The sequence below is a fragment of the Rhizobium sp. BE258 genome (genome assembly GCF_031457345.1).
Taxonomy (GTDB): Bacteria; Pseudomonadota; Alphaproteobacteria; order Rhizobiales; family Rhizobiaceae; genus Rhizobium.
Genome location: NZ_JAVDWL010000005.1, coordinates 64,417 through 89,149, shown reverse-complemented (window position 1 = coordinate 89,149; position 24,733 = coordinate 64,417). Strand labels below are relative to the sequence as shown.

The following is a 24,733-nucleotide window of genomic DNA, read 5'->3' as shown; positions in this document are numbered from 1 at the left end:
ATATGATCGCTTTTTCCCGCGTGGCCATGCTTGCTGTCTGCCTTGCGGGACTGCCATCTGCGGTGATTGCCGAGAGTGCCCCGATCGAGAGCCGCGTCATCACCACCTTCAAGATCGGTTCTGACGAAACCAGGTTCGGCCCGCTGGAATTCATCGGCGGCCTGGAGATGGTTTCGACCAACCGGATTTTCGGCTCGTGGTCATCGATCAAGGTCGATCCGGATCGCAAGCATGTGGCGGGGGTGCTCGATACCGGCCATTGGCTGACCGGCACGCTGGTGCGCGATGCGCAGGGCCGTCTTTCCGGCCTTGCCGATGTCGATATCACTCCCATGAAGGACGCGACCGGCCGCAGCTTTGAAGGCAAAGGCCGCATGGATGCCGAAGGGCTGGCGCTCGACAAGGACAGGGCACTCGTTTCATTCGAGGGCAATCATCGCGTCGATATCTATCCCCGTCAGGGTTTTGCGAATTCACCCGCCTTGGGCACGCTGCCCATCCTGATCCCGCGCGATGAACTGCGCGGCAACCGCAGCCTTGAGACGGTGGCGATTGCACCCGCAGACAGCGCCCTGAAGGGCGCGGCGGTCATTGTTGCGGAAGAGAGCCTCGATGATGATGGAAACGTCTATGCGGCGATCCTCGAAGGGCCACTGAAGGGCCGGTTTGCTGTCAGCCGCTCCGGCGATTTTGATCCGACCGACGGGGCGTTTCTGCCCGATGGCGATCTGCTGCTTCTGGAGCGGCGCTTCAACATGGCAGATGGTATCGGCATGCGCATCCGCCGGATCGCTGCCGCCGAAATCCAGCCTGGCGCTGTCGCAACCGGCACGGTGCTGATGACCGCCGATTTCGGCTATCAGATCGACAATATGGAAGGGCTCGATGCCTTCCAGGCTGAGGATGGCTCGACCCATATCATCCTCGTTTCCGATGATAACCATTCGATCCTGCAGCGGAACGTGATGCTGGAGTTCCGGCTCGCCGAGTGAGCGCGCCGCCGAACAACTGTCACAACTCTCCGCTATCTGCTCTCTCCCTTCACCCAAATCGAGAGAGCCATGCTGAATATTCATGTCATGGGAGCGTCAGGCTCCGGTACCACTACGCTCGGTCAGGCGCTCGCCGGGAAGCTTGGGCTCCGGCACCTCGATACCGATCATTTCTTCTGGATGCCGACCGATCCGCCATTCACGACACAGCGGCCGGTCGAGGCGCGCGTGGCGATGCTCCGCCAAGCGATCCAGGCCGCCGACGGCTGGGTGCTTTCTGGCTCAGCGCTGAAATGGGCGGCCGAGTTCGAGCCGCTCTACGATCTCATCGTCTTCCTCAGGATCGACCCCGTATTGCGCATGGCACGCATCCGGGAGCGAGAGGAGACCCGCTATGGCGACCGGATCAAGTCTGGTGGCGACATGGCAGAGAAGAGCCAGCAATTCCTGGAATGGGCAGAAAGCTACGATACGGCAGGGCCGGAACGGCGAAGCGCCGCTTCGCACGAGGAATGGCTGAAGGGCAGGGCAACGCCTTTGCTCAGGCTCGATTCCTCAGAGCCGGTCGATAGCCTCGTCGCGGAAGTATTGCGCCATCCTGCGGTCAAAACGAAAGGGCCGCTGGCATAGGCGCCAACGGCCTCATTTGTTTTCAGCGAGCGGCTGTTGCCTGCATCGGGCGCAGGGTGTTCATCAGAGCGCCGTAGGGCAGCAGCATGACGAGGCCAACCAGCATCTTCACGGTGAAGTCGCCGAGCGCCCAGGAGATCCAGCGCGGAGCTTCCATCGAGAGAATGCCGAGGATCGGTGCCGATTCCAGCGCGAAGGGTTCGTTCGCGCCGAAGAAGACGAAGAAGGCTGCAAAAGCGAAGGAGAAGAAGATGATCGTATCCAGCGCCGAGCCGATCAACGAGCCGACCAGCGGCGCGCGCCACCAGGCCTGACGGCGAAGGCGGTTGAAGACGGCGATGTCGAGCAGCTGTCCGGCAAGATAGGCCGAACCCGAGGCGATCGCGATGCGCGGAACGGCCGTGTAGAAGGAAAGGCCGACGCCGACGACGAAGCCTGCAAAGACGACTTTGCGGGCGGTCTGCGGACCGAACTGGCGGTTCGTCAGATCGGTGATCAGGAAGGCGATCGGATAGGTGAAGGCGCCCCAGGTCAGGATGTCGGCAAGGTTGATGCCGGCGACCATGGCGTTCAGCGGAAACTGAACGAGGAAGTTTGAGGCGACGACGACGAGCGTCATCAGGGCCACATAGATAAGCAGATAGCGTGTCTTCAGCATTTTTTTATCCTGGGTGATGCCACCAGTTGGAGTGAACAAATTTTGGCCGGTACTATACCGGCAAAGCAAAAGGCTTGTCCGGTTTCAACCGTGCAAGCCTTTTGAAACTTTCGAGAAGAAAGCGCGCCGATGCTTAGGCGGCAGCAGCAGCTTCTGCAGTCTTCTTGACGATCTGGCGGCGCAGCAGACGAGCGCGCATCGACAGTTCGTTTTCGCTTGCCTTGATCAGGAACGCGTCGAGACCACCGCGATGTTCGACCGAGCGCAGGGCGTGAGCCGAAACGCGCAGGCGGTAACGCTGGCCGAGAGCGTCGGAGATCAGGGTAACCTGGCACAGGTTCGGCAGGAACCGGCGCTTGGTCTTGTTGTTGGCATGGCTGACATTGTTGCCAACGAGGACGGCCTTGCCGGTCAATTCGCACACGCGAGACATTTGACACCTATTCTTGTTTTTCTCAGCCGCCGAATTACGACGCACCGGCAAAACCGGGCTTGCAATCCAAGGCTATGATTGGAAAGTTGCGGTTCTATAGTCAGAGCGGCTCGCCGCGTCAAGCCAAACCTTGGCCTTTCCCGCAATTCTGTCAAAAAGCTCGTGTTTGCTTCGACAAGCGGCCAGAGTATAGACCGCGTAACAGGGCGGCGTTCGCCCGTCAAACAAGGCTCGCTTCATGGCTCTTCTGGGCAGACGGATTTTGATCCCTGCAATCGTGGCATCGATGGCGATTCCGGCCGGCGCGGAGGAGATCCGCCACCGCACGGAATATCGCGTCGCCCTCGGTGTCCTGCCGATCGCGCGGGCGGCCTTCGTCACGCAGATCGAGGATGACAAGAGCTACACAGTATCCGGCGACATCAGTTCGGCCGGTCTCGCCGACTTGGTGACGACGATTTCGGCTAAGACCAGCGTCGACGGCGTCATTCGCGATGATCGGCTGCAGGCGCAGCGCTATTCGCTCTATTACAAGAGCGGCAAGCGGGCGCGGACCTACGAGGTTCGCTACAGCAACGGTAATATCGTCTCGACGACGGTGAAGCCGGAGCGCAAGCCGCCGAGCAACTGGATCAATGTATCGCCGGGCGACATGCGATCGGTTCTCGATCCGATTTCCGGCCTGATCTTTCCTGCTGACGTGAAGCTCTGCTCGCAGAAGCTGCCGATCTATGACGGCGAGATGCGCATGGATCTGGTGCTATCGCCGAAGGGCTCCGAAGATTTTGCGACGGATGGGTTCACCGGCAAGGCGACCGTCTGCAGCGTGCGCTTCGTGCCGCGATCGGGCTATAAGAAGGGCCGCAAGGATATCGATTATCTCAGCAAGAGCGGCCGGATGGAAATCTGGTTTGCCAAGGCGGATGCGGCAAATGTATATGCTCCAGTCTACGTCAGCATTCCGACGCAATACGGAACGGTGACGATCAAGGCGGTGAAATACAGCGCCAGCTGACGGAGCCTGTCTCCGCAATCGGGAGACATGATGAAGCTTCGGGCAACTTTGATCGGGTTCACGGCCATTCTGATGTGGTCGTTTCTCGCGCTGTTCACGGCTGCATCCGGCAAGATGCCGCCGTTCCAGCTGTCGGCGATCTGCTTTGCCATCGGCAGTATCCCCGGCATCGCCGTCCTCGTTCTCAACCCGTCGCGGCTGGCGCTCTTGAAGCAGCCGGCGAAGGTCTGGATCGTCGGCATCGCCGGTCTGTTCGGCTATCATTTTCTCTATTTCACGGCGCTCCGGAACGCTCCGGCGGTGGAGGCGGGGCTGATCGCCTATCTGTGGCCGCTGCTGATCGTCGTCGGCTCGGCGCTGCTGCCGGGCGAGAAGCTTCGCTGGTATCATATTGCCGGTGCCCTTGCCGGTCTCTGCGGCACGTTTCTGATCGTCGGACGCAACGGCATCAATTTCGATGGCGCCTATGCCATCGGCTATGGCGCGGCGCTTCTCTGCGCCTTCACCTGGTCCTGCTATTCGCTGCTGACGCGGCGTTTCGATGCGGTGTCGACCGATGTGGTGACCGGCTTCTGCATCGCGACCTCCATTCTGTCGCTTGTCTGCCATCTCGGATTGGAAACCACCGTCTGGCCGGAAACGGCATTCGAATGGCTGGCGGTTGCCGGGCTCGGGCTCTTTCCGGTGGGGGCCGCCTTCTATGCCTGGGATCACGGCGTCAAGAATGGCGATATCCAGATCCTCGGCGCTGCAAGCTATGCCGCTCCGCTGCTCTCGACGCTGATCCTGACATTGTTCGGCTTTGCCGAGCCGAGCTGGCGGATTGCTCTTGCCTGCCTGCTGGTCACCGGTGGTGCCATTCTGGCGGCGCAGGAAATGTTCCGGCGCAAGACGGCGCCGAAACAGACTGCTGCGGCCGAGTAGGTCAGCCGGCCGGTGCCCAGGCCGGCGGTGCCATCTCGAATTTCGAGAATTCGAAGCCGGGTGAGACGGTGCAGCCGACAAGGGTGAAATCGCCGAGCGTTTCGGCCGATTGCCACCAGTTGGCGGGAATGATCGCCTGCTGGCGCTCGCCACCTGCCAGATCGATGCCGAGCTTCAACGTTTCGCTGCTGCTGCCATCTTCCGAGCGATGCAGGGCCAGCGGTGCTCCGGCGTAATAGTGCCAGATCTCGGCGGCGTCGTGGACGCGATGCCAATGCGACCGCTGCCCTGATTTCAGCAGGTAGTAGATTGCCGTCGAATGGCCGCGCTCGCCGCCATTGGTGTCGCGGAAGGTCTGGACGTAGAAGCCGCCTTCCGGATGCGGCTGCATCGAAAGCGCCTCGATGATCTCATCGGGCGACATCAGAAATTGTCCTTGCGCTTGCGGATTTCCGCAAAGACCTCTTCGTTCGTCTTCGTTTCCATCAGCAGATTGCGGCGGATCGCCGGATCGGCGGCGCGCAGGAAGGGATTTGTTTCCTTCTCAAGCGCCAGCGTCGTCGGGATCGTGAAACGTCCCTCGGCGCGCAACGTCTCGATTTCGGCAGCGCGAGCCTTCAGCCGCTCATTTGTGGGATCGATGGTGACGGCGAAGCGGGCGTTGGACAGGGTATATTCGTGGCCGAAATAGATGGCGGTCTCATCCGGCAGGACAGCGAGCTTCTGCAGCGAATGCCACATGTCGGCGGCGGGGCGTTCGAAAAGGCGGCCGCAGCCGAGTGCAAACAGCGTATCGGCGGCGAAAAGCAGCTTGTCGTCGACGAAGTGATAGCAGATGTGACCGGCTGTGTGGCCGGGGGTCTCGATCACGTTGACCGTGTGGTCGCCGAAGGTGAAGCTGTCGCCATCGGCCATCGTCTTGTCCAGGCCCGGGATGGCGACAGCCTCGTTCACCGGGCCGATGATCTCGCAGCCAAACTGCTCCTTCAGCGCCAGATTGCCCTCGACATGGTCAGTATGGTGATGGGTGGTGAAGATGTGGGAAATCGTCCAGCCGCGGCGCTTGGCTGCCGCTTCGACCGCAGCCGCATCCGGCGCGTCGATCGTTGCCGTCAGGCCGGTTTCCGGATCATGTACGAGAACGCCAAAATTATCGGAGCGGCAGAGAAAAACTTCTAATTCCAAAGGTTTCATAGTCTGAACGGCCTCTTTCCTACGGACATGCCCGGAATGTAGAGGCTCCGGCCTTGAAGTCCAACCGCCCACTGATAACATTTACCGCAATGCACGCGGATATTGTCGATCTACGCCAGTTTTATCATTCCGAGCTTGGCCGCCTGGCCGAGCAGTCGATCGCCATGGCGCTGTCGTCGCTCTGGGTGCGGCTGCCGCAGGAGCGATTGGTCGGCCTCGGCTATGCCGTGCCGTTTCTCGATCGTTTCGGCGCTGATACCGAGCGCACCTTCGCCTTCATGCCGGCAGGGCAGGGTGCAGTGAACTGGCCGATGGGCTCGCTGTCCTCGACGGCGCTGATCTTCGACGAGGAATTGCCGCTGCCGGATTCATCCGTTGACCGCGTCCTTATGGTGCATTCGCTGGAATTTGCCGAAAGCCCGCGCGAAACGCTGAAGGAGCTCTGGCGGGTGCTGGCGCCGGGCGGACGTCTGGTGATCGTCGTGCCGAACCGGCGTGGCGTCTGGGCGCGGATGGAGCACACACCCTTCGGCTCCGGCCGGCCCTATTCGCGTGGTCAGCTGACACATCTGCTGCGGGAAACCAATTTTACGCCGGGCGCGTCCGCCGAGGCGCTGTTCTTCCCGCCGTCCAAGCTGCGCACCGTTCTCAGCTTGCGGCGTGGTTTCGAGCGCATCGGACGGACACTGTGGCCGGCCTTCTCCGGTGTCATCATCGTCGAGGCGCAGAAGCGTCTCTATCAGGGTCTGCCGGTAGCGGCACGCGCCTCGCGCCGCGTCTTCGTGCCGGTTCTTGCGCCGCATGGCGTTCCGACCACGCGCAACCGCTAAGTCACTCGACAAAAGCCGCTTTCCGTTTTATTGCCAAAGGGCAATTTAAGCCGGAATTCCCGGCATTTTTCCAAGGTTGATCCCATGAGCGTTGAGAAGAGCAAGCCCGTTCCACGTCCCGGTATTCTTGATATCGCAGCCTATGTGCCGGGCAAGGAACATGCGCCGGGCGTTGCCCGCGTCTACAAGCTCTCCTCCAATGAGACGCCGCTCGGCGCCAGCCCGAAGGCGGTCGAAGCCTTCAAGAACGCCGCCGGTAATCTGGAGCGCTATCCTGACGGCCAGGCACATGAACTGCGCGAGGCGATCGCTGCTGTTCATGGTCTGAATCCGGCTAACATTATGTGCGGCAACGGCTCGGACGAGCTGCTCGGCCTGCTCTGCCACGTCTATCTCGGCGCCGGCGACGAGGCGATCATCACCGAACATGGCTTCCTGGTCTACAAGATCCAGATCATGGGCGCGGGTGCCACGCCCGTCACCGTCAAGGAGAAGGATCACGCGGTCGATGTCGATGCGATTCTCGCAGCCGTGACGCCGAAGACGAAGATGGTGTTCATCGCCAATCCGGGCAACCCGACAGGCACCTATGTGCCGGTCAGCGAAATCCGCCGTCTTCAGGCCGGGTTGCCGAAGGATGCGGTGCTGGTGCTTGATGCCGCCTATGCCGAGTATGTTCGCCGCAACGACTATGAATCCGGTATCGAGATCGTTTCGTCCAACGCCAATGTTGTCATGACCCGCACCTTCTCCAAGGTCTATGGCCTGGCCGCGCTCCGCGTTGGCTGGATGTATGCGCCGGCCGAGATCATCGACGCCCTCAATCGCGTCCGTGGTCCATTCAACATGAATGCGCCGGCAATTTCCGCAGGCGCTGCTGCTGTTCGCGATCAGGCACATGTGCAGGAGGCTGTTGCCTTCAATCTGATGTGGATCGAGAAGCTCAAGGGTGCCCTTGAGACAATTGGCCTGACGGTGACGCCGTCGGTCACCAATTTCATTCTCATCCATTTCCCCGATGCCGATGGCAAGCGCGCTGCCGATGCCGACGAGTTCCTGACCAGCCGCGGCTACGTCCTGCGTGCGGTCAAGGGCTATGGCTTCCCTAACTCGCTGCGCATGAGCGTTGGCCCGGAAGAGGCGAACCGCGGTGTTATCGAGTCGCTCGGCGAGTTTATGGGACGCAAGGCATGACCATCCAGTTCGACCGCATCGCGCTTATCGGTATCGGCCTCATCGGCTCGTCGATCGCTCACGACGTCAAGCGGCTGGGGATCGCCAAGGAGGTGGTGATCTCGACCCGCAGCGCCGACACGCTGAAGCGGGCGGAAGAACTCGGTCTCGGTGACCGTTATCTCCAGTCTGCGGCTGAAGCCGTCAAGGGTGCGGATCTCGTCATCGTCTCGGTGCCGGTCGGTGCGTCTGGAAGTGTCGCCAAGGAAATCGCCGCAACGCTGATGCCGGGCGCGATTGTCACCGACGTGGGCTCGACCAAGGCCTCTGTTATTGCGCAGATGCAGCCGCATATTCCCGAAGGCGTTCACTTCATTCCGGGCCATCCGCTGGCAGGTACCGAGAAGTCCGGACCGGATGCTGGTTTCGCCGGACTGTTCGAACAGCGCTGGTGCATTTTCACGCCAGTGGCCGGCACCGATCCGGCAGCGCTTGCCAAGCTTCGCCATTTTTGGGAGGCGCTCGGCGCTCGGGTCGACGAGATGGATCCGCAGCACCACGACAAGGTGCTGGCCATTGTTTCGCATCTGCCCCACATCATCGCCTACAATATCGTCGGCACTGCCGACGATCTGGAGGCGGTGACGGAATCCGAGGTCATCAAGTATTCGGCTTCGGGTTTCCGCGACTTTACCCGTCTTGCGGCATCCGACCCGACCATGTGGCGCGACGTCTGCCTGCACAACAAGGATGCCATCCTCGAGATGCTGTCGCGCTTCTCGGAAGATCTCGCCTATCTGCAGCGCGCGATCCGCTGGGGCGAGGGCGATAAGCTTTTCGAGCTCTTCACCCGCACCCGCGCCATCCGCCGCTCGATCATTCAGGCCGGTCAGGACGTTGACGCGCCGGACTTCGGCCGCCATCACGGCCAAGAACCGAAGAAGAGCTGATCTCCAGCGTTTCTTAGAAAACGCTTTAGATAGGCGGGATGGAGCCGAGCGGGATGAAGCCGCTGACGGTTGCCTCGCCGCGATTGACCACCAGATCCACCGACACGCGATCGCTGCCGGCTGCCAGTGCTTTTAGAAGCTTGGCGGCGGTATCGACCGTCTTGGCGATCTGCGGGAAAGTCTGCTTGATGCTGTCCCGCCACGGGCCGAGCTGCTCGATCTCCAGCTTGAACTTGCCCGAAAGAAAGCCCTGCTCATCGAAGGAGAAGGGGCCCGTCAGCGTCATTACCTTGCCGTCGCCGATATCGGCCACGACCTTGCGCAGCTCGCCGCTGGCGCCGTAGAGCCCCTGCTTGTCGCTGCCATCGATCATTCCTGCCTTGCCAACCAGCGTCACGTCGGCGCTCGCCGAGAATTTCGGGAAGACCTGCGGCCAATCCTTTATGACGGTGCTGGCATCTTGCAGCGAGATCGCGCCATCAAGATCGCCTTCGTTCTGGCGGAGATGGATTTCGGTACGGGCGGCATCGACGTCGATCGTCTGACCGCTATAGGAAGAAACCGCGGTTGCCTTCAGCCCTTCGATGACGGTCGATGTCCGGTCGATTCCCTTGAACTTGGTGATCAGGCTGGACTGCAGGTTTGCCCATTGGGCCGAGAGGGTCAGGCCGTTTGCGGTGCGGATTTCGGCAGGCGAATCCAGTTCCCAGACGATATGGCCAGGCGCATAGACCTGTGCGGCGGAGCGCAGCTGGCCGAAGCTCGCCGACACGCCGTTCTTGTTGTCGTCGACATCGACCTTCGAGCAGAACAGGCCGATGCGGAAGGGATAGCCGCGGAAATCGATATCGGCGCATTCGCCGCTAACACCGGCAGTGTTATGCGGTGCGATAACCTTCAGCACCGTGTCCTTGAGCTGTGAAGCGGCGTAGAACCAGCCGCCGGTATAGATTGCGACCACCAGTACGATGCCCAAGCCGAGCCACCAGAATTTTCTGCTGCTGCCGGATTGGCTTGACGCTGCCATGATGTTCTCCAATGGTGAATCGCGAATAGGAATCTCGGTCTGGCTTGCGATATGGACGAATTTTGGGTGTTTGGCTACGGATCCCTCATGTGGAACCCGGGCTTCGAGTTTGCTGAACGGTCGCAGGCTCTGATTTATGGCTATCGGCGCTCGCTCTGCGTCCGCTCCTGGGTTCATCGCGGAACGCAGGAAAATCCCGGTCTCGTACTCGGTCTCGATCGCGGTGGCTCATGCCGCGGCATGGCTTTCTCCGTCGCGCCGGAAAATTGGGACGAGGTCATCGACTATCTGCGGGCTCGCGAACTGGTGACCAATGTCTATCTGGAAAAGCGCGTCTCGCTGCTGCTGGTCGATGGCCGCACGGTGAAGGCGGTCGCTTATGTCGTGGACCGCAGCCACGTTCAATATGCGGGCGCTCTGGATACCGGCGAGGCTGCGCGCGTCGTCAATGAGGCCGAGGGGCAATCGGGTCCGAACGACGCTTATGTCTTCAACACACTGTCCCATCTGAAGCAGATGGGAATCCGCGATCACTGGCTGGAGCAGGTGGTAGGCGAAGTCGAGCGGCTGCGTGCCGCCTGAACTCAGGCCGACGCGGTCTTCGGCTGGTTCAGAACGGCAAGCCGGTCAATGGCCGTCTGCGGCAGCGGGAGATGCGGATTGCGGGCGACGGTGTCGAGAAGCAGTTCGTCGCTGGCTCGCTCCGTAACCTCGACCAGATGCTCGAAAAAGGCATCCGGATCCATGCCCGGCATAATCGGAGCGAGGATGCGGACTTTGAAATGGCCGGGATAGCGCATGGTGCTGCGGCGCGGCCAGAACAGGCCGGGATGCATGGCGATCGGCACGACGGGGATGTTGAGATCCCGGTACATGCGGGCAATGCCGTATTTATACACCGGCTCGGCGCCTGGTGGGCGGCGGGTGCCCTCAGGGTAGATGATTAGCTGGCGGCCGGTCGACAGCTCTTCCTTGGTGCGCTTCAGCACCTCGACCATCACCTTGCCGCGGGCGCCGCGATCGACCGGGATCATCCGCTGCTTCTTAGCGTACCAGCCGAACAGCGGGATCCACATCAGCTCGCGCTTGAGGATATAGACCGGGTCCTTCAGCCAGGGCAGCAGCGCGTAGGTATCCCAGAAGGACTGATGCTTCGGCGCCAGGATGTAGCCGCCATCGGGCAGGTTCTCCATGCCCTCGATCTCGAAGGTCGTGCCGACGATCTTCTCCATCAGCCAATGGTTCGAGAGCGCCCAGTTCTTCGGAATGCGATAGGCGGTCAGCCGGGGCACGACGAAATAATAGGGCGAAAGCACGATCATCCGCAGGATGAGGTTGGCGTAGAAGATCGTGTTGAAGAGAACGGAACGCAGGGCGAGCATAAGGTTTCCCGAAAAGCCTATATCCGCGAGCAGGGCGGTTGCGACCTGCCTACACGATTATCACCGCCAGAAAAAGACGCTTCGCTTCAGTCCTTGCCGTCAGCGGCGGCCGAACGCAGGCCGGGGTGACGGCCGAAGCCGGTGATGTTGCGCGCACCGGCAAACAGCACCTTGCCATATTCGGCGAGCATGACACGCAGCGCATTCGGATCCATGAACCAGGCGCGCGTCTTCAGGTCGGAATTCACGACCGGATAGGGGATGAACTGGGTGTCGTCATCGACATAGGCAAGTTCGGCGAGACTGCGGGGCATGTGATAGTTGTTGGTGACGACGAGCACGCTTCGGTAGCCCTTGGCATGGATCCAGTTCGATGCTTCCTCGGCATTGCCGATCGTGTCGATCGCGTCATAGCCGATATCGACGCAGCAATCGAAGAGATCGGCCGAGCCTGTCGTGGTCTTGCGGATCTGCGCCGGTGTGGTCGAGGGGTGGACGCCTGAAATCAGCAGCCGCTTGCCGGCGCCCTTCTGCAGGAGTTCGACCGCCTGGTCGATGCGCTGGTAGCCGCCTGTCAGCACGACGATCGCGTCGGCCTTCGGTTCGGCCGGCGGCCTCATTGTGGTGACGGAATCGGCAAAGCGCAGGAAGCCGCCGAAAACCAGCGCCATTGCCAGAACGACGGCAAAGCCGCACCAGCGCAGCAGGCGGCGCAGAGGCCCGCGACGCGGCGTCTCGACCCGGTAGCTAGCCAGCGCCGGGTCGGGGCGAATCGGATTGCGTCTCGTGTAGCCCATGGTCATGAGTCGTGCATATATCGGGATTGCGGCAGCGAACGGGCAAAGGCGGTGCTATGTGTGATAGCTATCATCAGCTCGCTATCCCGTCTGTTCGTGTCGGATCGGAGCGAAGTGTATCGATCTCGTATATCGTGCGGACGACCGTGACGCGCGCCGTCAGCGTCGTCAGCAGGGCGATGATGATCATCGTGGCGAAGATGCCGAAATAGCCGAGTACGCCGACCGAAAAGGTCCCGAAAAGCGCGGTTGCCTGATCAGTCTGCGGCGTGGCGATCGTGCGGCTCTGCAGGAAGCCGGCGGCGGCAAAAAACAGCGCTGCCAGACCGCTGCCGATCGCCGAGCCCTTGAGGCTGATTTTCAGGAAGTGTTTCTGGAATTCGGTTGCGACGAAGGAGCTTTCGGCGCCGACGAAATGGAGCACCTCGACGATATGGCGGTTGCCCGACAGAGCGCCGCGTGTCGCGAAGACGACGGTGAGCACCATAGCGGTGAAGACCAGCAGCAGAATACCCGTGCCGATCATCACTGTCGTATGCGCCATCGAGACCAGCCGGTCGACCCACGTTCTGTGGTCGTCCAGCGTCGCCTGCGGGATACTGTCCTTGAGCAGCGAGCGCATTGCCTCGAAATCCGGCGGATTGTTTTCGTCGATCGTAACGATAACGAGCCGGGGAACCGGGAGTTCCTTGAGATCGAGGCCACTGCCGAGCCAAGGCTCAAGCAGGCGCGCCGTTGCGGCTTCATCGACGATCTGGCCGCTCTTGGTGCCGACGAAGGTCATGGCGATATCGCGCGCCTGGTTCAGCGCCTTTTCCATGTCGAGGCCGTCGTCCGGCTTGATCTGAATGGTGATTTCGCGGGAAATCTGGCTTTCCCAGCTGGCGGCGGTCGAGCGCACCATGCTGACGCCGCCGAGTGTCAGACAGGCAAGGAAGGCCATGATGGCGATCACCACCATCAGCGCGTTGCCCTGGATGTTGGAGGGTGGCAGGATCGGCGCTGTCGGGCGAACGCGCATTTCAGGGCGCCGCTGCTGCTGGGTGGCCGCTTCCGCTACCTTCTTGCTGGGGGATCGCTCAGTCATAGACGTCGAGATGCCCCTCGGACAGAATCATCCGCCGCGCCTCGACCTGGTCCATCAGGGCCAGATCGTGGGTGGCGATGACCACGGCGGTGCCGAGCCGATTAAGCTCGAGGAAGAGATTGAGAAGGCGGCGCGCCATCGGCGGATCGACATTGCCGGTCGGTTCGTCGGCGAGCAGGACTTCCGGGCGGTCGATGAGGGCGCGGGCGATCGCGGCACGCTGCTTCTCACCGCCCGAGAGCACTGGCGGCAGCACGTTGATGCGCTCGCCAAGCCCGACCCATTTCAGCAGTTCCAGGACGTCGGTCTTGTAGGTGCTTTCGTCCTTGCCGCGCACACGCAGCGGCAGCGCGACGTTCTCGTAGGTCGTCAGGTGGTCGAGAAGGCGAAAGTCCTGGAAGACGATGCCGACGCGGCGGCGCAGCAGCGGCAGTTCCGGGCGCGGAATATCGGAGATATCGCGGCCGAACATGCGGATCAGACCGCGGGTCGGCTGCAGCGACATGAAGAGCAGGCGCAGCAGCGTGGTCTTGCCGGCGCCGGAGGGACCCGTCAGAAACTGGAAGGACTTTTTCGGAATGTCAAAGGTCAGGTCCCGGAGGATCTCCGGCCCCATGCCATAGCGCAAACCGACATTCTCGAAGTGGATCAACGGGCAACTCAGATTGTTCGAGGTTTCTCACCATCGACTTGTTAACCAAGTGGATTAACAACCGGTAAATTTCGGCGGAAAGATGCCCTCTCGGCACCGGATTTAGCGAAGCATTAACCATTAAAATTTACGACTGAGCTGGATTCGTTTCAATGCCCGGTATCGTCCGTGCACCGAAACCATGTGAAGAGCTGAAAGGCCGTCATCATGGAAGCATCTTCGTTCAGCCGCCGCGCGCCGGGGCACGCCTATGATTTCCTGCCGCCAGACAAGGCGGCACGCCAGCCGCGGGCCGGAACGCGCCCGGCCGACGTTTCCGATGCCGAGTTCGTCGTCATCAGCGGGCGAAGCCCATCGCCGGGCTTCAGTGCAAAAAGTTTCAACGATTATCGCAAGCGGGCCGCAGCAGTACCGAAGGTGGAGACACCGAAAGCGACAACGGCCGCGGCTTCTGCCTTGCGCGCCCTGGAAGAACATCTGCAGCAGGCTTCGTTCAAGAGTTTCGCGGCGCTCGTCCTTCTGCTTTTTCTTCTGGTCTTCGGCTTGTCCGGCGGCTTCTCCAGCCTTCAGGCCGATGATCAGTCCGTTGCCGGATCACCCCTGCATTTCACCCACGTGACGCTGACGCCGCGCGACGCCAACGGCATGCGCATCCTGATGGTCAACGGCATTCTCGAAAACGAGAGCGGCACCACGCAGACGGTTCGGCCCATTCGCGCCGATCTGGTGAGCGACGGCCGGTTGATGGCAAGCATCGTCATCAACCCGCCCGTCGACGTCATCTATGGCGGCGAGAGCCGCGGATTTTCGGCGCGTGTCCAGCACTCTGGTGGAAAAATGCCGGAAGTCCGGCTGTCATTCATGCCGTAAGGGTGTTTCTCCGCGTCTAATGTGCTAACGGCTTACCCTTCATTTTCACGGAGCAAGCCGTATGCCTGTCGTGCGCGGAAAAAATATCGATCCCCTTTTCACTGCCGAGCAGATTGCCGAGCGCAACGATGCAATGGCAAAGCAGATTGCCGAAGGTCCGACCAAGGACCTTCTGGTGATCGCTGTCTTGAAGGGGTCGTTCATTTTCGCGGCCGACCTGATCCGCGCCCTGCACAACAACGGCCTGGCGCCTGAAGTCGAGTTCATCACGCTGTCGAGCTACGGCACCGGCACGGTTTCGCAGGGCGTTCGTATCGTCAAGGATATCGATAGCGACGTGAAGGACCGCGATGTCCTGCTGATCGACGACATTTTGGAATCCGGCCGCACGCTGCTGTTTGCCAAGGAGCTGCTCTTCGAACGCGGCGCCCGCAATGTGACGATCGCGGTGCTGCTCGACAAGAGTGTCAAGCGCAAGGAAAAGCTGGAGGCTGATTATGTCGGCTTCGAATGCCCCGACTATTTCGTCGTCGGCTACGGCATGGATGTCGCCTACGCTTTCCGCGAACTTCCCTTCGTCGGCGTCGTCACCGGCGACGCCTGAGCGCCTCCGGTACAGACGGGTTGTTAACCATCCCGTCCATCGCCCGCCGCCGTTTACCGATCGCAAAGGAACGGCATGCGATTTCCGTCTTGGGGCATGAAGACGGAGCGATGCATCGATGGCAAAAATTCTGATCACGGAAGACGAAGACTCCCTCCGTTCTTTCGTAGCCCGAGCACTGCGGCTCGACGGTCATGAGACCGAAGAAGCGGCTGATGGTGCCGAGGGACTGGAGAAGCTGAAGGACGGCGTCTACGACCTGCTGCTGTCGGATATCCGCATGCCCGTCATGGACGGCATCGAGCTGGCGCATCAGGCAAAGTCGGCCTTTCCGGCACTGAAAATCCTGCTGATGACCGGCTATGCCGAACAGCGCGAACGCGCTGACGATCTGGCTGAAAAGATCGTCGATGTGGTCTCAAAGCCGTTTGCGCTTCCCGATATCCGCAAGGCGGTCGCCCGCGCACTGGCTGCCTGATCAGGCAGCCTCATTCATCCGGGACGAACTTGCCTTCGTAGCGCACCCGGAAATTCCGCCTGTGGAAATCCTGCTCGAAGCAGACGAATACCAGTTCGATATCGTTGTCGCTGTCACGCTTGCCGAGCAGGCTTAGCGTGATGACTACGACGCCGCTGTAGCCGCGGGTGATGCGGAAGGCGGCGTTGCGGATTTCCGTTGCTTCGGGATCCCGGCGATCGTCGCGGCGCTCGTAGATGATCCAGAAGCGGGCGGCGTCCCAAGTCTTTCTCAGGATCTCGCTGACCTCGGCCTTGAACTCCTCGGCATGCATGGCCGGTCCCCAGGACAATGCCGTTTCTCCGGCATCGCTGACGACATTGAGATAGCCGTCATACTGGTAGGCGCCCGAAAGCGCCTTTTCGATCATCTCGAATGCCGAGTTTTCGCTGATTGCAGTCTTGAAGAGAATTGCCATCGAATCGCTGTCGTTCGTCAACCGTCAAGATTGGACATTACGAAGCTGATCGAAAAACGCGAGCCCCTCGGCCGCCCGATCACTGAATATCCAGCAGACGCTCCAGATAGCGCCGCTCCATCTCTTGCGGCGGGTTGTTGCCGAGCTTCTCCCGGATGGCATCGAGAATCTCGCGGGCGCGCTGGACGTCGATTTCGTCGGGCACCTTCACGGTATCACCAAAGTCAGGCCCATCGGCGCGCCGCGGGCGGCCAAGCGGGTCGCGGCCGTTCTGATTGCCCTGGCCGACCTGGCCGTTCGGGCCTTGCTGACCCTGCTGGCCCTGTTGCGCCTGCATCATCTGGTTCATCATGTCGCGGGCTCCCTGGCGCAGCGCTTCCAACGCTCGGCCCTGGCCCTGGACTGCGGTATCGCCACGGCCCTGGCCGAGTTCGCGTCCGGCGCCTTCCATCTCGCGCTGGGCCTGGCCGAAGCCCGGGCCGGGCTTCATTCCCATGTCGCCCAGACCCTTCTGCAGTTCGCCGAGCTGCTTGCCGAGAGCGTCCTGCTGTTCACGCAGTTTCTTCAGGGCGTCGCGGAGCTGCTGTTCGGTCATCTGGTCCGACTGCTGGTCGCCCTGCTGGCCGTTCTGACCCTGCTGTTGCTGCTGCTGGCCCTGATCCTGCTGTTCGCCATCCTGGCCGGGCATCATGTTGTCAAGCAGCGGATCGTTCATGCCCATGTCGGGGTCGCCGCGCTGCATGCGGTCACGAAGCTGCTGATCGAGCTTGAAGGTCTGTTCCATCAGCTTCTGCTGGTCGCGCAGGATCTGGCCGAGCTTGTCCATCTGCTGGCGCATCTGGCTGTTGTCGCCCTGCTGCTGCTGGCCCTGCTGCGGACGTCCCGCCTGCAGGTTGTTCATCATCCGCTGCAGTTCCGACAGCATCTGCTGTGCGGCATCGCGGTTGCCGGAGCGGGCAAGGTTTTCGATCTGGTCCATCATGCGTTCCAGATCCTGCTGCCGCAGCATCTGGGCATTCTGGTTGGGCTGCATCGGCGCATTCTGCATGCGCTGGGCGAGCTCCTTCATGTATTCGTTCATCGCCTTGCGAAGCTCGTCCATCAGCTTCTTGACTTCAGCGTCCGGCGCATTGCGCTGCAGCGCGTCGGCAAGGTTCTGCTGGGCGTTACGCAGATTGCGCTCGGCCTGCGACAGGTCGCCATCCTCGATGCCAAGCGCGATGTCCCAGAGATAATCGGCGGTATCCTTCAGCTGCTCGTCTGTCCTGGCGAGCTTCATGCGGGCGAGCGCCGATTCGATCAGCAGGTAATTGGTGAGTTTCGGGATCGTCTCTTCCGGGCGGATCGTCAGCGCTTCGTTGAGCGCGATCGCCTCGGGCATCTTGCGGGTGTCGAGTGCAAAGACCTGACGTTCCTCGGCAACGGCTGCGGCGAGCGGTTCGTTGAACGGCCGCGCGGGCAGTATCATTTCATGCGGCGGGCTGCGGCCGATCTGGCCTGCGGCGTCCTTGGCAACCAGCGTCACGCGGACGCGCTTGCCGGCCAGCGGATGCTCGGTCAGGTTCTTGCTGCTGACGCCCTTGGCATCGCGGGCATTGCGGCGCGGGATATCGAGGCGGAAATCCGGAAGCGGGTAGAGCGGCTTGGCAGACGGGTCGGACTCGACGGGTAGAATTTCCGCATGCGCTTCCTGGACACCGTAATCGTCCTTGACCGTGAACTTGATCTCAAGCGCGCCGTTCACGCTCGCCTTCGGCAGCCCGTCGAAAGCGATCTCTGGCGCCTTGTCGGGAATGACATTGAAGCTCCAGCTGCGGCCGTTGACCTGCAGCGCACCGTTTTCCTCAAGCTTCATAAGGTGCGTCTGTGCCGTGGGCACCGGCGTTTCACCGGCCGCCGTCTGCTGTGGCTGCTGAGCTGGTGCGGAAGCGTCTGCTGGCTGCTGACCTGCCTGCTTTTCGGCGGCAATCTCCCTGGCCTCGCCGTTCTCCTTCTTGAAGACGACCTTCTCGTCCGCTTGGCCGCCACTGACGCGCACGGTCAGGCTGGAGAATTGCGGAACGTTGATCGGCGCCTGTTCCGTGCCTGTCGCCGTCAGATAGACGGGGGCGCGGCCAGTATAGGAGGGAGGCGTGACCCAGGCATCGATGCGGACGGCGGGATTCGTCTCGCCCTGCTCGACGGGAGGCTGGAAGGCGTCGGCGATCGAGCCGCCATTGGTGGACAGCGAATAGCCAAAACCCATGACGACAAGCAGCGCCGGAATGGCGCGCAGGGCGAAGCGGTCGTGCCGGGCGATATCCGGGCGCGGATAACCGGCGTCGAGCGCGGCGATCTTCTCGGCCATGCGTGTCTGGTGTTCGCGCCAGAGCGCGCGGGCAAAGGGCGTGTCGAAGGCCGGTTCGTCTTCCTGCACGGTGACGGGCTGATGCGGCAGGCCGTTGCGTTCTTCGAGAAGCCGGTCGGCCTCGGCGTTGCTTGGCCAGCGCAGACGGCGGAACGGGATGAGTGACGCAACGAAGGCCGCCGCAAACGCGATCAGCAGCAGGATGCGCAGGACATCGGGAACGCTGCGGAAGAGGCCAAACCAGGAGGTAGCAAGATAAAGCGCGATGACCGAGAGAACGGGCACCAGCGGTGGCAATGCTTGCTCGGAGAGAAGAACGACACGTGCGAAGAGACGCTTTACCGCAACCAGCCTCGCAAGAGATGGCCTGATGGCAAATGCACCATGTCCCTGCCTGCTCGGGCTCTTCTTCAATCCGGTCTCCGCCATGGCGTGTTAGAGTAACAGTGGGCGCTTCCGGCGATTGCTCAGCAATTCGCTCGCATGAGGAAAGGATAACACTCTTTGTGGCGAAGGCGAGGGCGACCGGCGGTTAATGCCGGTTTTTCACGGCCGGTCGCCAAAAAGTGATGGTCCGTCAGTCTAGCCAGGTCGGGAGGGAATCAAGGCCGATCAGTTCCTCGTAGGTCCGGCGCGGCCGGATGACGTGGAAATCGGAACCCTTGACCAGCACTTCCGGGACCAGCAGGCGGCTGTTGTAGGTGCCTGCCTGCACGGCGCCATAGGCGCCGCCGGACATGACGGCGAAGAGGTCGCCGGGTCGCGGCATCGCGATCTCACGGTCGAGCGCCAGATAGTCGCCGGTCTCGCAGACCGGGCCGACGATATCAGCCTTGATGCGCGGAGCATTGGCGGCGGAGATCACTACGGGTTTGATCTCGTGATAGGCTTCGTAGAGCGTCGGGCGGATGAGATCGTTCATCGCGCCATCGACGATGACGAAGGTCTTCTCGCCGCCGTCCTTCACATAGATCACTTCGGTCACCAGGATACCGGCATTGCCGACGATGAGGCGGCCGGGCTCGGTGACGATCTTGCAGTTCAGGCTGCGCAGCTGGTTTTTGACGATCGCCGCATAGGCATCGGGCAGTGGCGGCGGGTTGTTGTCGTCCTTGTAGGGAATGCCGAGACCGCCGCCGATATCGACATGGTGGATGTCGTGGCCGTCGGCGCGCAGCGTGGTGACCAGATCATGCAGCAGCTTGAAGGCGTCGTCGAAGGGCTGCAGCTCGGTGATCTGGCTGCCGATATGCATATCGATGCCGGTGACGAGGATGCCGGGAAGGGTTGCGGCGCGGGCATAGACGGCGCGGGCACGCTCCCAGGAAATGCCGAACTTGTTTTCCTTCTTGCCCGTCGAGATCTTCGAGTGGGTCTTGGCATCGACGTCAGGGTTGATGCGGAAGGAGACGGGCGCCTTCTTGCCGGCCTTGACGGCGCGGCTGTTGAGGATTTCGAGCTCGGGCTCGGATTCGACGTTGAAGCAGTAGATGCCGGCTTCGAGCGCGAAATCCATCTCATGCGGCGTCTTGCCGACGCCGGAGAACATGATGCGGGATGCCGGGATGCCGGCGGCCAATGCGCGGCGCAGCTCGCCCTCCGAAACGACGTCGATACCGGCGCCGAGCTTGCCGAGGGTCTTGAGGACTGCCTGGTTCGAGTTCGCCTTCATGGCATAGCAGACCATGGAGTCGACATCGCTGAAGGCTTCGGCGAAGACGCGGTAATGGCGCTCCAGCGTTGCGGTGGAATAGCAATAGAAGGGGGTGCCAACGGCCTTGGCAATTTCGGGAACAGGAACGTTCTCGGCGTAAAGAATGCCGTCGCGATACTCGAAGTGGTTCACGGCTTCAGCCTATCAGAGCAGGGGATCGAGAAGGAAAGGCTTGTCGGCAACGCCCGGCTGTTTCGTCGGCTTGGAGGAATCGCCGCCCTTCGTTGCCTGCGCACTCGGCGGATCGAGATCGCCTTTGCGCCCACATCCGGCAACGGCAAGGCCGACGACGGCAAGAACGACCGTCAGGCGGATGAGGTGCGGCAAGCTGGTCTGCATGGGTATCCTCTTGGAGCGGCACTGGTGGACATCTTCATAGCGAAGTTTATCCAGCTTGTGCACCCTGATTGTTGCGCTGTTACTGGCGGTCCGAACTCAGTTGCGGCCGCGCCAGTAGGCGATCTGCTTGCGCACTTCCGACGGGGCGGTGCCGCCGAAGCTCTTGCGGCTGGCGACCGAGGCTTCGACCGTCAAAACGCCGTAGACTGCGTCGGTGATCGCAGAATTGATCGCCTGCAGATCGGCGAGCGGCAGCTCGGCGAGATCGCAGCCCTTGCTTTCCGCCAGCGCCACGGCGCGACCGGTCACGTGATGGGCGTCACGGAAGGGAAGGCCTGCTTCGCGCACCAGCCAGTCGGCAAGATCGGTCGCGGTCGAGTAGCCGGAACCGGCGGCCGCCTTCATGCGCGCGGTGTTGATGGTCATGTCACGGACCATGCCGGTCATCGCGGCGATCGCCAGTTCCAGGCTTTCGGCGGCGTCGAAGACCTGTTCCTTGTCTTCCTGCATATCCTTGGAATAGGCGAGCGGCAGGCCCTTCATTATGGTCAGCAGGGCAACCAGCGAGCCGTTGATGCGGCCGGTCTTGGCGCGTACCAGCTCGGCAGCATCCGGGTTCTTCTTCTGCGGCATGATCGAGGAGCCGGTGGAGAAGGCGTCGGAGAGGCGCACGAAGCCGAATTGCGGCGTTGACCAGATAACGATTTCTTCGGCAAGGCGTGACAGATGCATGCCGGCGATCGCGGCGATCGACAGGAATTCGATGGCGAAGTCGCGGTCGGAGACGGTGTCGATCGAATTGCGGGTCGGCTCACGGAAGCCGAGCGCCTTTGCCGTCATGTGGCGGTCGATCGGATAGCCGGTGCCTGCCAGTGCCGCAGCGCCGATCGGGCTCTCGTCAAGATGCTCGATAGCGTGGCGCACGCGCGAGCGGTCGCGGCCGAACATTTCGACATAGGCCATGCAGTGGTGACCGAAGGTGACGGGCTGGGCGGTCTGCAAATGGGTGAAGCCGGGCATAACGCTGTCGGCATGCTCTTCGGCGCGGTCGAGAAAGGCTGCGATCAGGCCGGTCAGCATCGCCTCGGTCTTCTGCAGCTCTTCCTTCACCCAGAGCCGGAAGTCGAGCGCCACCTGATCGTTGCGCGAGCGGGCGGTGTGCAGGCGTCCGGCGGCCGGGCCGATCAGCGTTGCAAGACGGGCTTCGACATTCATGTGAATGTCTTCGAGCTGGCGCGAGAATTCGAAATTGCCACTTTCGATTTCTGACAGGATCGTGTTTAGCCCGTGAACGATCTTGTCCTTATCGTCGGCCGATATGATGCCCTGATGGGCAAGCATCGTCGCGTGGGCGATCGATCCGCGGATATCCTGCGCGAATAGCTTCTTGTCGAAACCGATCGAGGCATTTATCTCCTCCATGATCGCATCGGGGCCGGAAGCGAAGCGTCCGCCCCACATCTGGTTGGAGGATTTGGTGTCCGTGTTGCCGTCGGCCATCGAAGCTGCCTGCCTTGAAAGATGCATGTCCTGGAGAATGAAATGACGACAAGAAAGCCGCTTGGGCTGCCATCCCTGAAATTGATCTCGATAGCTGCCGTCGCAGGCATAATTGCCGGTGCGGCAGCGGTTTACATTAAGGAGACGGGGTCTGGCAATGGCGGCGGCGAAACGGCGTCCGGCCAATGCGCCGCGGCAAAGGATCTGGCGCAGAAGATCACGCCGCTTGCCAAGGGACAGGTTGCGGCAATGGTCGCTGCCAACGAGCCGCGCAAACTGACATCGGTCGCCTTCAACGATGCCGACAACAAGCCCGTGACGCTCGACAATTTTGCCGGAAAGACCGTGCTTCTCAATCTTTGGGCAACGTGGTGCGTGCCCTGCCGCGAGGAGATGCCGGCGCTGAATGCGCTCGAGAAGGATATGGGCAGCGACAAGTTCCAGGTGGTCGCCGTCAACATCGATACCGGCGATGACGAGAAGCCGAAGGCCTTCCTCAGCGAGACCGGCGTCGATTCCCTGAAACTCTACCGCGACAATACGATCGGCGTGTTCAACAGCCTGAAAAAGGAAGGCCTTGCCTTCGGCCTGCCCGTTACGCTGCTGATCGATGACAAGGGATGCCTGGTCTCGGCAATGAACGGCCCGGCTGCCTGGGACAGCGAGGACGCGAAGGCGCTGATCAGGGGAGCGGTGGGGCTCTGACGCCGCTTAGCGGGTCGGGACCGGCACTTCGCCGCGGTAATCGTAGAAGCCGCGGCCGGACTTGCGACCGAGCCAGCCTGCTTCGACATATTTCACTAGCAGCGGGCAGGGGCGGTATTTCGAATCCGCGAGACCGTCATGCAGGACCTGCATGATCGACAGGCAGGTGTCGAGGCCGATGAAATCGGCAAGCTGCAGCGGGCCCATCGGATGGTTGGCGCCGAGCTTCATGGCGGTGTCGATGGCATCGACCGTGCCGACGCCTTCATAGAGCGTGTAGATCGCCTCGTTGATCATCGGCAGCAGGATGCGATTGACAATAAAGGCCGGGAAGTCTTCGGCGACCGTGACGGTCTTTTCCAGCGAGGCTACGAATGCCTTGGCGGTCGAGAAGGTCTTCTCGTCGGTCGCGATGCCGCGCACCAGTTCGACGAGCTTCATCACCGGCACCGGGTTCATGAAGTGAATCCCCATGAAATGTTCAGGGCGGTCGGTGGCCGATGCAAGGCGGGTGATGGAAAGCGACGAAGTGTTGGTGGCAAGAAGCGCTTCCGGCTTCAGGACCGGACAGACCTGGGCATAGATCTTACGCTTGACGGCTTCTTCTTCGGTTGCTGCCTCGATGACGAGATCGGATGGGGCGAGATCGTTGAGATTGGCGGAGCCGGTGATGAGCGAGAGGGCTGTCTTGCGCTCTTCCTCGGTCATCTTGCCGTTGGTCACCTGCTTTGCCAGGTTGCCGTTGATGGTTGCCAGGCCGGACTCGATGCGGTCCTGGCTGAGGTCATAGATATGGACCTTGTAGCCTGCAGCGGCCGAAACGTGCGCGATGCCGCAACCCATCTGGCCCGCACCGACAATACCGATCGTCTTCAACGCGCTCATATCCAAACCCCCGCGGCAGTCGCCCCCGCGAGCGCAGCCGTATTTTTTAATGAAATTGCCGGGCAAAATGATCGCCCGGCAGCAGTAGTAGTCCCATAAGAGATAATTTTCCAGTCATTCGCAAGTGCGAAAAGCTGGCATCGTGCCTGCTCAAAGAGCTTTCTGCAATTCGGGCAGTGCTTCGAAGAGATCGGCGACGAGGCCGTAGTCGGCGACCTGGAAGATCGGCGCCTCCTCGTCCTTGTTGATGGCGACGATCACCTTCGAGTCCTTCATGCCGGCCAGATGCTGGATGGCGCCGGAGATGCCGCAGGCGATGTAGAGCTGCGGGGCGACGACCTTGCCCGTCTGCCCGACCTGCCAGTCGTTCGGAGCGTAGCCGGCATCGACGGCAGCGCGCGAGGCGCCGACGGCAGCACCGAGCTTGTCGGCAACCGGCAGGATGACTTCCTGGAACTTCTCGGCAGAGCCAAGCGCACGGCCGCCGGAGATGATGATCTTGGCGGAGGTGAGTTCCGGACGATCGGAGGAGGACAGCGCATCCTTGACGAAGGTCGAAAGGCCGGAGCCGGAAGCTGCCGAGACCGTCTCGACGGACGCCGAGCCGCCGTCAGCGGCCGAGGCGAAGGATGCGGTACGCACGGTAATCACCTTCTTGGCGTCCGTGGACTGTACCGTCTGGATGGCGTTGCCGGCATAGATCGGCCGCTTGAAGGTGTCGGCGGAGACGACTTCGATGATTTCCGAAATCTGCGCGACGTCGAGGAGAGCGGCAACGCGCGGCAGGACGTTCTTGCCGGTGGAGGTCGCGGCCGCAATGATCGTGTCGTAGCTGCCTGCGAGCGAGATGATCAGGTCGGCGAGTGGCTCGGCCAGATTGTGGGCGAGGTCGTCGCTTTCGGCGAGCAGAACCTTGGAAACGCCTGACAGTTTGGCAGCCGCATCGGCAGCCGCCTTGGCGCCCTTGCCGGCTACCAGCACATGAACGTCGCCGCCAATCTTGGAAGCAGCCGTCAGTGCCTTGCCGGTCTGGTCGGATAGGGTTGCGTTGTCGTGGTCAGCCAGAAGAAGAATGGCCATGATTGTAATT

Annotated in this window: 28 protein-coding genes; 12 read left to right on the top strand and 16 right to left on the bottom strand. The window is 61.5% G+C overall.

Translation table 11 applies throughout. From position 1 onward, the window contains the following. Positions 1 to 2 precede the first annotated feature (2 nt). Both J2X43_RS18745 and J2X43_RS18740 read left to right on the top strand, forming a co-directional pair. The gene (locus J2X43_RS18745) at positions 3 to 992 is read left to right on the top strand and encodes an esterase-like activity of phytase family protein (RefSeq protein WP_310296176.1); all 990 of its coding nucleotides are present in this window, start codon (positions 3 to 5) and stop codon (positions 990 to 992) included. 69 nt (positions 993 to 1,061) lie between these two features. Continuing rightward, on the top strand, positions 1,062 to 1,622 hold the full coding sequence (locus tag J2X43_RS18740) for an AAA family ATPase (RefSeq protein WP_310296174.1): 561 nt from the start codon (positions 1,062 to 1,064) through the stop codon (positions 1,620 to 1,622). A gap of 22 nt (positions 1,623 to 1,644) precedes the next feature. On the opposite strand, the gene J2X43_RS18735 is transcribed toward J2X43_RS18740, so the two are convergent. After that, positions 1,645 to 2,280, bottom strand: coding sequence for a VUT family protein (locus tag J2X43_RS18735; RefSeq protein ID WP_310296172.1), 636 nt, complete (start codon positions 2,278 to 2,280; stop codon positions 1,645 to 1,647). Between the two features lie 133 nt (positions 2,281 to 2,413). Beyond that, positions 2,414 to 2,713, bottom strand: coding sequence for a 50S ribosomal protein L28 (gene rpmB / locus J2X43_RS18730; RefSeq protein ID WP_112386143.1), 300 nt, complete (start codon positions 2,711 to 2,713; stop codon positions 2,414 to 2,416). Positions 2,714 to 2,951: 238 nt separating this feature from the next. Between rpmB and J2X43_RS18725 the strand changes: the two genes are divergently transcribed. Then, positions 2,952 to 3,728: a DUF3108 domain-containing protein gene (locus J2X43_RS18725; protein ID WP_112386142.1), complete on the top strand. Its 777-nt coding sequence runs from the start codon at positions 2,952 to 2,954 to the stop codon at positions 3,726 to 3,728. Positions 3,729 to 3,758: 30 nt separating this feature from the next. After that, entirely contained in the window at positions 3,759 to 4,652 is an 894-nt protein-coding gene (locus J2X43_RS18720; protein WP_310296171.1) for an EamA family transporter, read from the top strand. A 1-nt stretch (position 4,653) separates the two neighbouring features. Here J2X43_RS18720 and J2X43_RS18715 read toward each other — a convergent pair whose 3' ends face one another. Beyond that, a complete protein-coding gene (locus tag J2X43_RS18715; protein WP_310296170.1) occupies positions 4,654 to 5,076 on the bottom strand; it encodes a cupin domain-containing protein in 423 nt (140 codons plus the stop codon). Beyond that, positions 5,076 to 5,846 carry a hydroxyacylglutathione hydrolase gene (gene gloB / locus J2X43_RS18710; RefSeq protein ID WP_310296168.1) on the bottom strand — a complete coding sequence of 257 codons (771 nt, stop codon included), beginning with the start codon at positions 5,844 to 5,846 and terminating at the stop codon, positions 5,076 to 5,078. Before gloB ends, J2X43_RS18715 begins: the two co-directional genes overlap by 1 nt. Before the next feature lie 53 nt (positions 5,847 to 5,899). Here gloB and J2X43_RS18705 point away from each other — a divergent pair, with 53 nt between their 5' ends. The 3 genes from J2X43_RS18705 (at position 5,900) to J2X43_RS18695 (ending at position 8,799) form a co-directional block, all read left to right on the top strand. Beyond that, positions 5,900 to 6,676 carry a methyltransferase domain-containing protein gene (locus J2X43_RS18705; protein WP_112386139.1) on the top strand — a complete coding sequence of 259 codons (777 nt, stop codon included), beginning with the start codon at positions 5,900 to 5,902 and terminating at the stop codon, positions 6,674 to 6,676. Positions 6,677 to 6,760: 84 nt separating this feature from the next. Then, positions 6,761 to 7,870, top strand: coding sequence for a histidinol-phosphate transaminase (gene hisC / locus J2X43_RS18700; protein WP_310296166.1), 1,110 nt, complete (start codon positions 6,761 to 6,763; stop codon positions 7,868 to 7,870). Then, on the top strand, positions 7,867 to 8,799 hold the full coding sequence (locus J2X43_RS18695) for a prephenate/arogenate dehydrogenase family protein (RefSeq protein WP_310296165.1): 933 nt from the start codon (positions 7,867 to 7,869) through the stop codon (positions 8,797 to 8,799). The genes hisC and J2X43_RS18695 overlap by 4 nt, the downstream gene beginning before the upstream one ends. A gap of 25 nt (positions 8,800 to 8,824) precedes the next feature. On the opposite strand, the gene J2X43_RS18690 is transcribed toward J2X43_RS18695, so the two are convergent. Next, positions 8,825 to 9,826, bottom strand: coding sequence for a DUF2125 domain-containing protein (locus J2X43_RS18690; RefSeq protein WP_310296164.1), 1,002 nt, complete (start codon positions 9,824 to 9,826; stop codon positions 8,825 to 8,827). A 51-nt stretch (positions 9,827 to 9,877) separates the two neighbouring features. Between J2X43_RS18690 and J2X43_RS18685 the strand changes: the two genes are divergently transcribed. Next, positions 9,878 to 10,408, top strand: coding sequence for a gamma-glutamylcyclotransferase (locus tag J2X43_RS18685; RefSeq protein ID WP_310296161.1), 531 nt, complete (start codon positions 9,878 to 9,880; stop codon positions 10,406 to 10,408). A 2-nt stretch (positions 10,409 to 10,410) separates the two neighbouring features. Here J2X43_RS18685 and J2X43_RS18680 read toward each other — a convergent pair whose 3' ends face one another. The 4 genes from J2X43_RS18680 to ftsE all read right to left on the bottom strand — a co-directional run bounded on the left by J2X43_RS18680 (position 10,411) and on the right by ftsE (position 13,744). Then, the gene (locus J2X43_RS18680; protein ID WP_310296159.1) at positions 10,411 to 11,208 is read right to left on the bottom strand and encodes a 1-acyl-sn-glycerol-3-phosphate acyltransferase; all 798 of its coding nucleotides are present in this window, start codon (positions 11,206 to 11,208) and stop codon (positions 10,411 to 10,413) included. A gap of 86 nt (positions 11,209 to 11,294) precedes the next feature. Beyond that, positions 11,295 to 12,011, bottom strand: a complete 717-nt coding sequence (locus J2X43_RS18675; RefSeq protein WP_310296157.1) for a YdcF family protein — start codon at positions 12,009 to 12,011, stop codon at positions 11,295 to 11,297. 67 nt (positions 12,012 to 12,078) lie between these two features. Further along, positions 12,079 to 13,026 (bottom strand): cell division protein FtsX, encoded by a 948-nt coding sequence (locus J2X43_RS18670; RefSeq protein ID WP_405049624.1) that lies wholly within the window; start codon positions 13,024 to 13,026, stop codon positions 12,079 to 12,081. 58 nt (positions 13,027 to 13,084) lie between these two features. Beyond that, a complete protein-coding gene (gene ftsE, locus J2X43_RS18665) occupies positions 13,085 to 13,744 on the bottom strand; it encodes a cell division ATP-binding protein FtsE (RefSeq protein ID WP_112386132.1) in 660 nt (219 codons plus the stop codon). A 207-nt stretch (positions 13,745 to 13,951) separates the two neighbouring features. Here ftsE and J2X43_RS18660 point away from each other — a divergent pair, with 207 nt between their 5' ends. The 3 genes from J2X43_RS18660 (at position 13,952) to J2X43_RS18650 (ending at position 15,696) form a co-directional block, all read left to right on the top strand. Further along, on the top strand, positions 13,952 to 14,614 hold the full coding sequence (locus J2X43_RS18660) for a hypothetical protein (protein ID WP_310296154.1): 663 nt from the start codon (positions 13,952 to 13,954) through the stop codon (positions 14,612 to 14,614). Positions 14,615 to 14,675: 61 nt separating this feature from the next. Next, positions 14,676 to 15,218: a hypoxanthine phosphoribosyltransferase gene (gene hpt, locus J2X43_RS18655; RefSeq protein WP_112386130.1), complete on the top strand. Its 543-nt coding sequence runs from the start codon at positions 14,676 to 14,678 to the stop codon at positions 15,216 to 15,218. 118 nt (positions 15,219 to 15,336) lie between these two features. Next, positions 15,337 to 15,696: a response regulator gene (locus J2X43_RS18650; protein WP_130284240.1), complete on the top strand. Its 360-nt coding sequence runs from the start codon at positions 15,337 to 15,339 to the stop codon at positions 15,694 to 15,696. Between the two features lie 10 nt (positions 15,697 to 15,706). Here J2X43_RS18650 and J2X43_RS18645 read toward each other — a convergent pair whose 3' ends face one another. From J2X43_RS18645 to argH, 5 genes are all read right to left on the bottom strand, one after another. After that, positions 15,707 to 16,153 (bottom strand): hypothetical protein, encoded by a 447-nt coding sequence (locus tag J2X43_RS18645; protein ID WP_112517946.1) that lies wholly within the window; start codon positions 16,151 to 16,153, stop codon positions 15,707 to 15,709. A 79-nt stretch (positions 16,154 to 16,232) separates the two neighbouring features. Then, complete coding sequence (locus tag J2X43_RS18640) at positions 16,233 to 18,914, bottom strand: TIGR02302 family protein (RefSeq protein ID WP_310296150.1); 2,682 nt, start codon at positions 18,912 to 18,914, stop codon at positions 16,233 to 16,235. A gap of 163 nt (positions 18,915 to 19,077) precedes the next feature. Next, positions 19,078 to 20,346, bottom strand: a complete 1,269-nt coding sequence (gene lysA / locus J2X43_RS18635; RefSeq protein WP_310296148.1) for a diaminopimelate decarboxylase — start codon at positions 20,344 to 20,346, stop codon at positions 19,078 to 19,080. 12 nt (positions 20,347 to 20,358) lie between these two features. Continuing rightward, positions 20,359 to 20,553 (bottom strand): LPS translocon maturation chaperone LptM, encoded by a 195-nt coding sequence (locus J2X43_RS18630; RefSeq protein WP_112386127.1) that lies wholly within the window; start codon positions 20,551 to 20,553, stop codon positions 20,359 to 20,361. Between the two features lie 96 nt (positions 20,554 to 20,649). Beyond that, a complete protein-coding gene (gene argH, locus J2X43_RS18625) occupies positions 20,650 to 22,053 on the bottom strand; it encodes an argininosuccinate lyase (protein WP_112539034.1) in 1,404 nt (467 codons plus the stop codon). 42 nt (positions 22,054 to 22,095) lie between these two features. On the opposite strand from argH, the gene tlpA reads away from it, so the two are divergent. Continuing rightward, complete coding sequence (gene tlpA / locus J2X43_RS18620; protein ID WP_112539033.1) at positions 22,096 to 22,758, top strand: thiol:disulfide interchange protein TlpA; 663 nt, start codon at positions 22,096 to 22,098, stop codon at positions 22,756 to 22,758. A 6-nt stretch (positions 22,759 to 22,764) separates the two neighbouring features. Here tlpA and J2X43_RS18615 read toward each other — a convergent pair whose 3' ends face one another. Continuing rightward, positions 22,765 to 23,643, bottom strand: a complete 879-nt coding sequence (locus J2X43_RS18615) for a 3-hydroxybutyryl-CoA dehydrogenase (RefSeq protein WP_112386124.1) — start codon at positions 23,641 to 23,643, stop codon at positions 22,765 to 22,767. A gap of 150 nt (positions 23,644 to 23,793) precedes the next feature. Further along, entirely contained in the window at positions 23,794 to 24,723 is a 930-nt protein-coding gene (locus J2X43_RS18610) for an electron transfer flavoprotein subunit alpha/FixB family protein (RefSeq protein WP_310296146.1), read from the bottom strand. Positions 24,724 to 24,733: the final 10 nt, after the last annotated feature.

What these genes read in the sequence shown, in the direction of transcription:
- J2X43_RS18745 (WP_310296176.1), top strand. Translation starts at nt 3, where the DNA reads ATGATCGCTTTTTCCCGCGTGGCCATGCTTGCTGTCTGCCTTGCGGGA.
- J2X43_RS18740 (WP_310296174.1), top strand. Translation starts at nt 1,062, where the DNA reads ATGCTGAATATTCATGTCATGGGAGCGTCAGGCTCCGGTACCACTACG.
- J2X43_RS18735 (WP_310296172.1), bottom strand. Translation starts at nt 2,280, where the DNA reads ATGCTGAAGACACGCTATCTGCTTATCTATGTGGCCCTGATGACGCTC.
- rpmB (WP_112386143.1), bottom strand. Translation starts at nt 2,713, where the DNA reads ATGTCTCGCGTGTGCGAATTGACCGGCAAGGCCGTCCTCGTTGGCAAC.
- J2X43_RS18725 (WP_112386142.1), top strand. Translation starts at nt 2,952, where the DNA reads ATGGCTCTTCTGGGCAGACGGATTTTGATCCCTGCAATCGTGGCATCG.
- J2X43_RS18720 (WP_310296171.1), top strand. Translation starts at nt 3,759, where the DNA reads ATGAAGCTTCGGGCAACTTTGATCGGGTTCACGGCCATTCTGATGTGG.
- J2X43_RS18715 (WP_310296170.1), bottom strand. Translation starts at nt 5,076, where the DNA reads ATGTCGCCCGATGAGATCATCGAGGCGCTTTCGATGCAGCCGCATCCG.
- gloB (WP_310296168.1), bottom strand. Translation starts at nt 5,846, where the DNA reads ATGAAACCTTTGGAATTAGAAGTTTTTCTCTGCCGCTCCGATAATTTT.
- hisC (WP_310296166.1), top strand. Translation starts at nt 6,761, where the DNA reads ATGAGCGTTGAGAAGAGCAAGCCCGTTCCACGTCCCGGTATTCTTGAT.
- J2X43_RS18695 (WP_310296165.1), top strand. Translation starts at nt 7,867, where the DNA reads ATGACCATCCAGTTCGACCGCATCGCGCTTATCGGTATCGGCCTCATC.
- J2X43_RS18690 (WP_310296164.1), bottom strand. Translation starts at nt 9,826, where the DNA reads ATGGCAGCGTCAAGCCAATCCGGCAGCAGCAGAAAATTCTGGTGGCTC.
- J2X43_RS18685 (WP_310296161.1), top strand. Translation starts at nt 9,878, where the DNA reads ATGGACGAATTTTGGGTGTTTGGCTACGGATCCCTCATGTGGAACCCG.
- J2X43_RS18680 (WP_310296159.1), bottom strand. Translation starts at nt 11,208, where the DNA reads ATGCTCGCCCTGCGTTCCGTTCTCTTCAACACGATCTTCTACGCCAAC.
- J2X43_RS18675 (WP_310296157.1), bottom strand. Translation starts at nt 12,011, where the DNA reads ATGACCATGGGCTACACGAGACGCAATCCGATTCGCCCCGACCCGGCG.
- J2X43_RS18670 (WP_405049624.1), bottom strand. Translation starts at nt 13,026, where the DNA reads ATGCGCGTTCGCCCGACAGCGCCGATCCTGCCACCCTCCAACATCCAG.
- J2X43_RS18660 (WP_310296154.1), top strand. Translation starts at nt 13,952, where the DNA reads ATGGAAGCATCTTCGTTCAGCCGCCGCGCGCCGGGGCACGCCTATGAT.
- hpt (WP_112386130.1), top strand. Translation starts at nt 14,676, where the DNA reads ATGCCTGTCGTGCGCGGAAAAAATATCGATCCCCTTTTCACTGCCGAG.
- J2X43_RS18650 (WP_130284240.1), top strand. Translation starts at nt 15,337, where the DNA reads ATGGCAAAAATTCTGATCACGGAAGACGAAGACTCCCTCCGTTCTTTC.
- J2X43_RS18645 (WP_112517946.1), bottom strand. Translation starts at nt 16,153, where the DNA reads ATGGCAATTCTCTTCAAGACTGCAATCAGCGAAAACTCGGCATTCGAG.
- J2X43_RS18630 (WP_112386127.1), bottom strand. Translation starts at nt 20,553, where the DNA reads ATGCAGACCAGCTTGCCGCACCTCATCCGCCTGACGGTCGTTCTTGCC.
- argH (WP_112539034.1), bottom strand. Translation starts at nt 22,053, where the DNA reads ATGGCCGACGGCAACACGGACACCAAATCCTCCAACCAGATGTGGGGC.
- tlpA (WP_112539033.1), top strand. Translation starts at nt 22,096, where the DNA reads ATGACGACAAGAAAGCCGCTTGGGCTGCCATCCCTGAAATTGATCTCG.
- J2X43_RS18615 (WP_112386124.1), bottom strand. Translation starts at nt 23,643, where the DNA reads ATGAGCGCGTTGAAGACGATCGGTATTGTCGGTGCGGGCCAGATGGGT.
- J2X43_RS18610 (WP_310296146.1), bottom strand. Translation starts at nt 24,723, where the DNA reads ATGGCCATTCTTCTTCTGGCTGACCACGACAACGCAACCCTATCCGAC.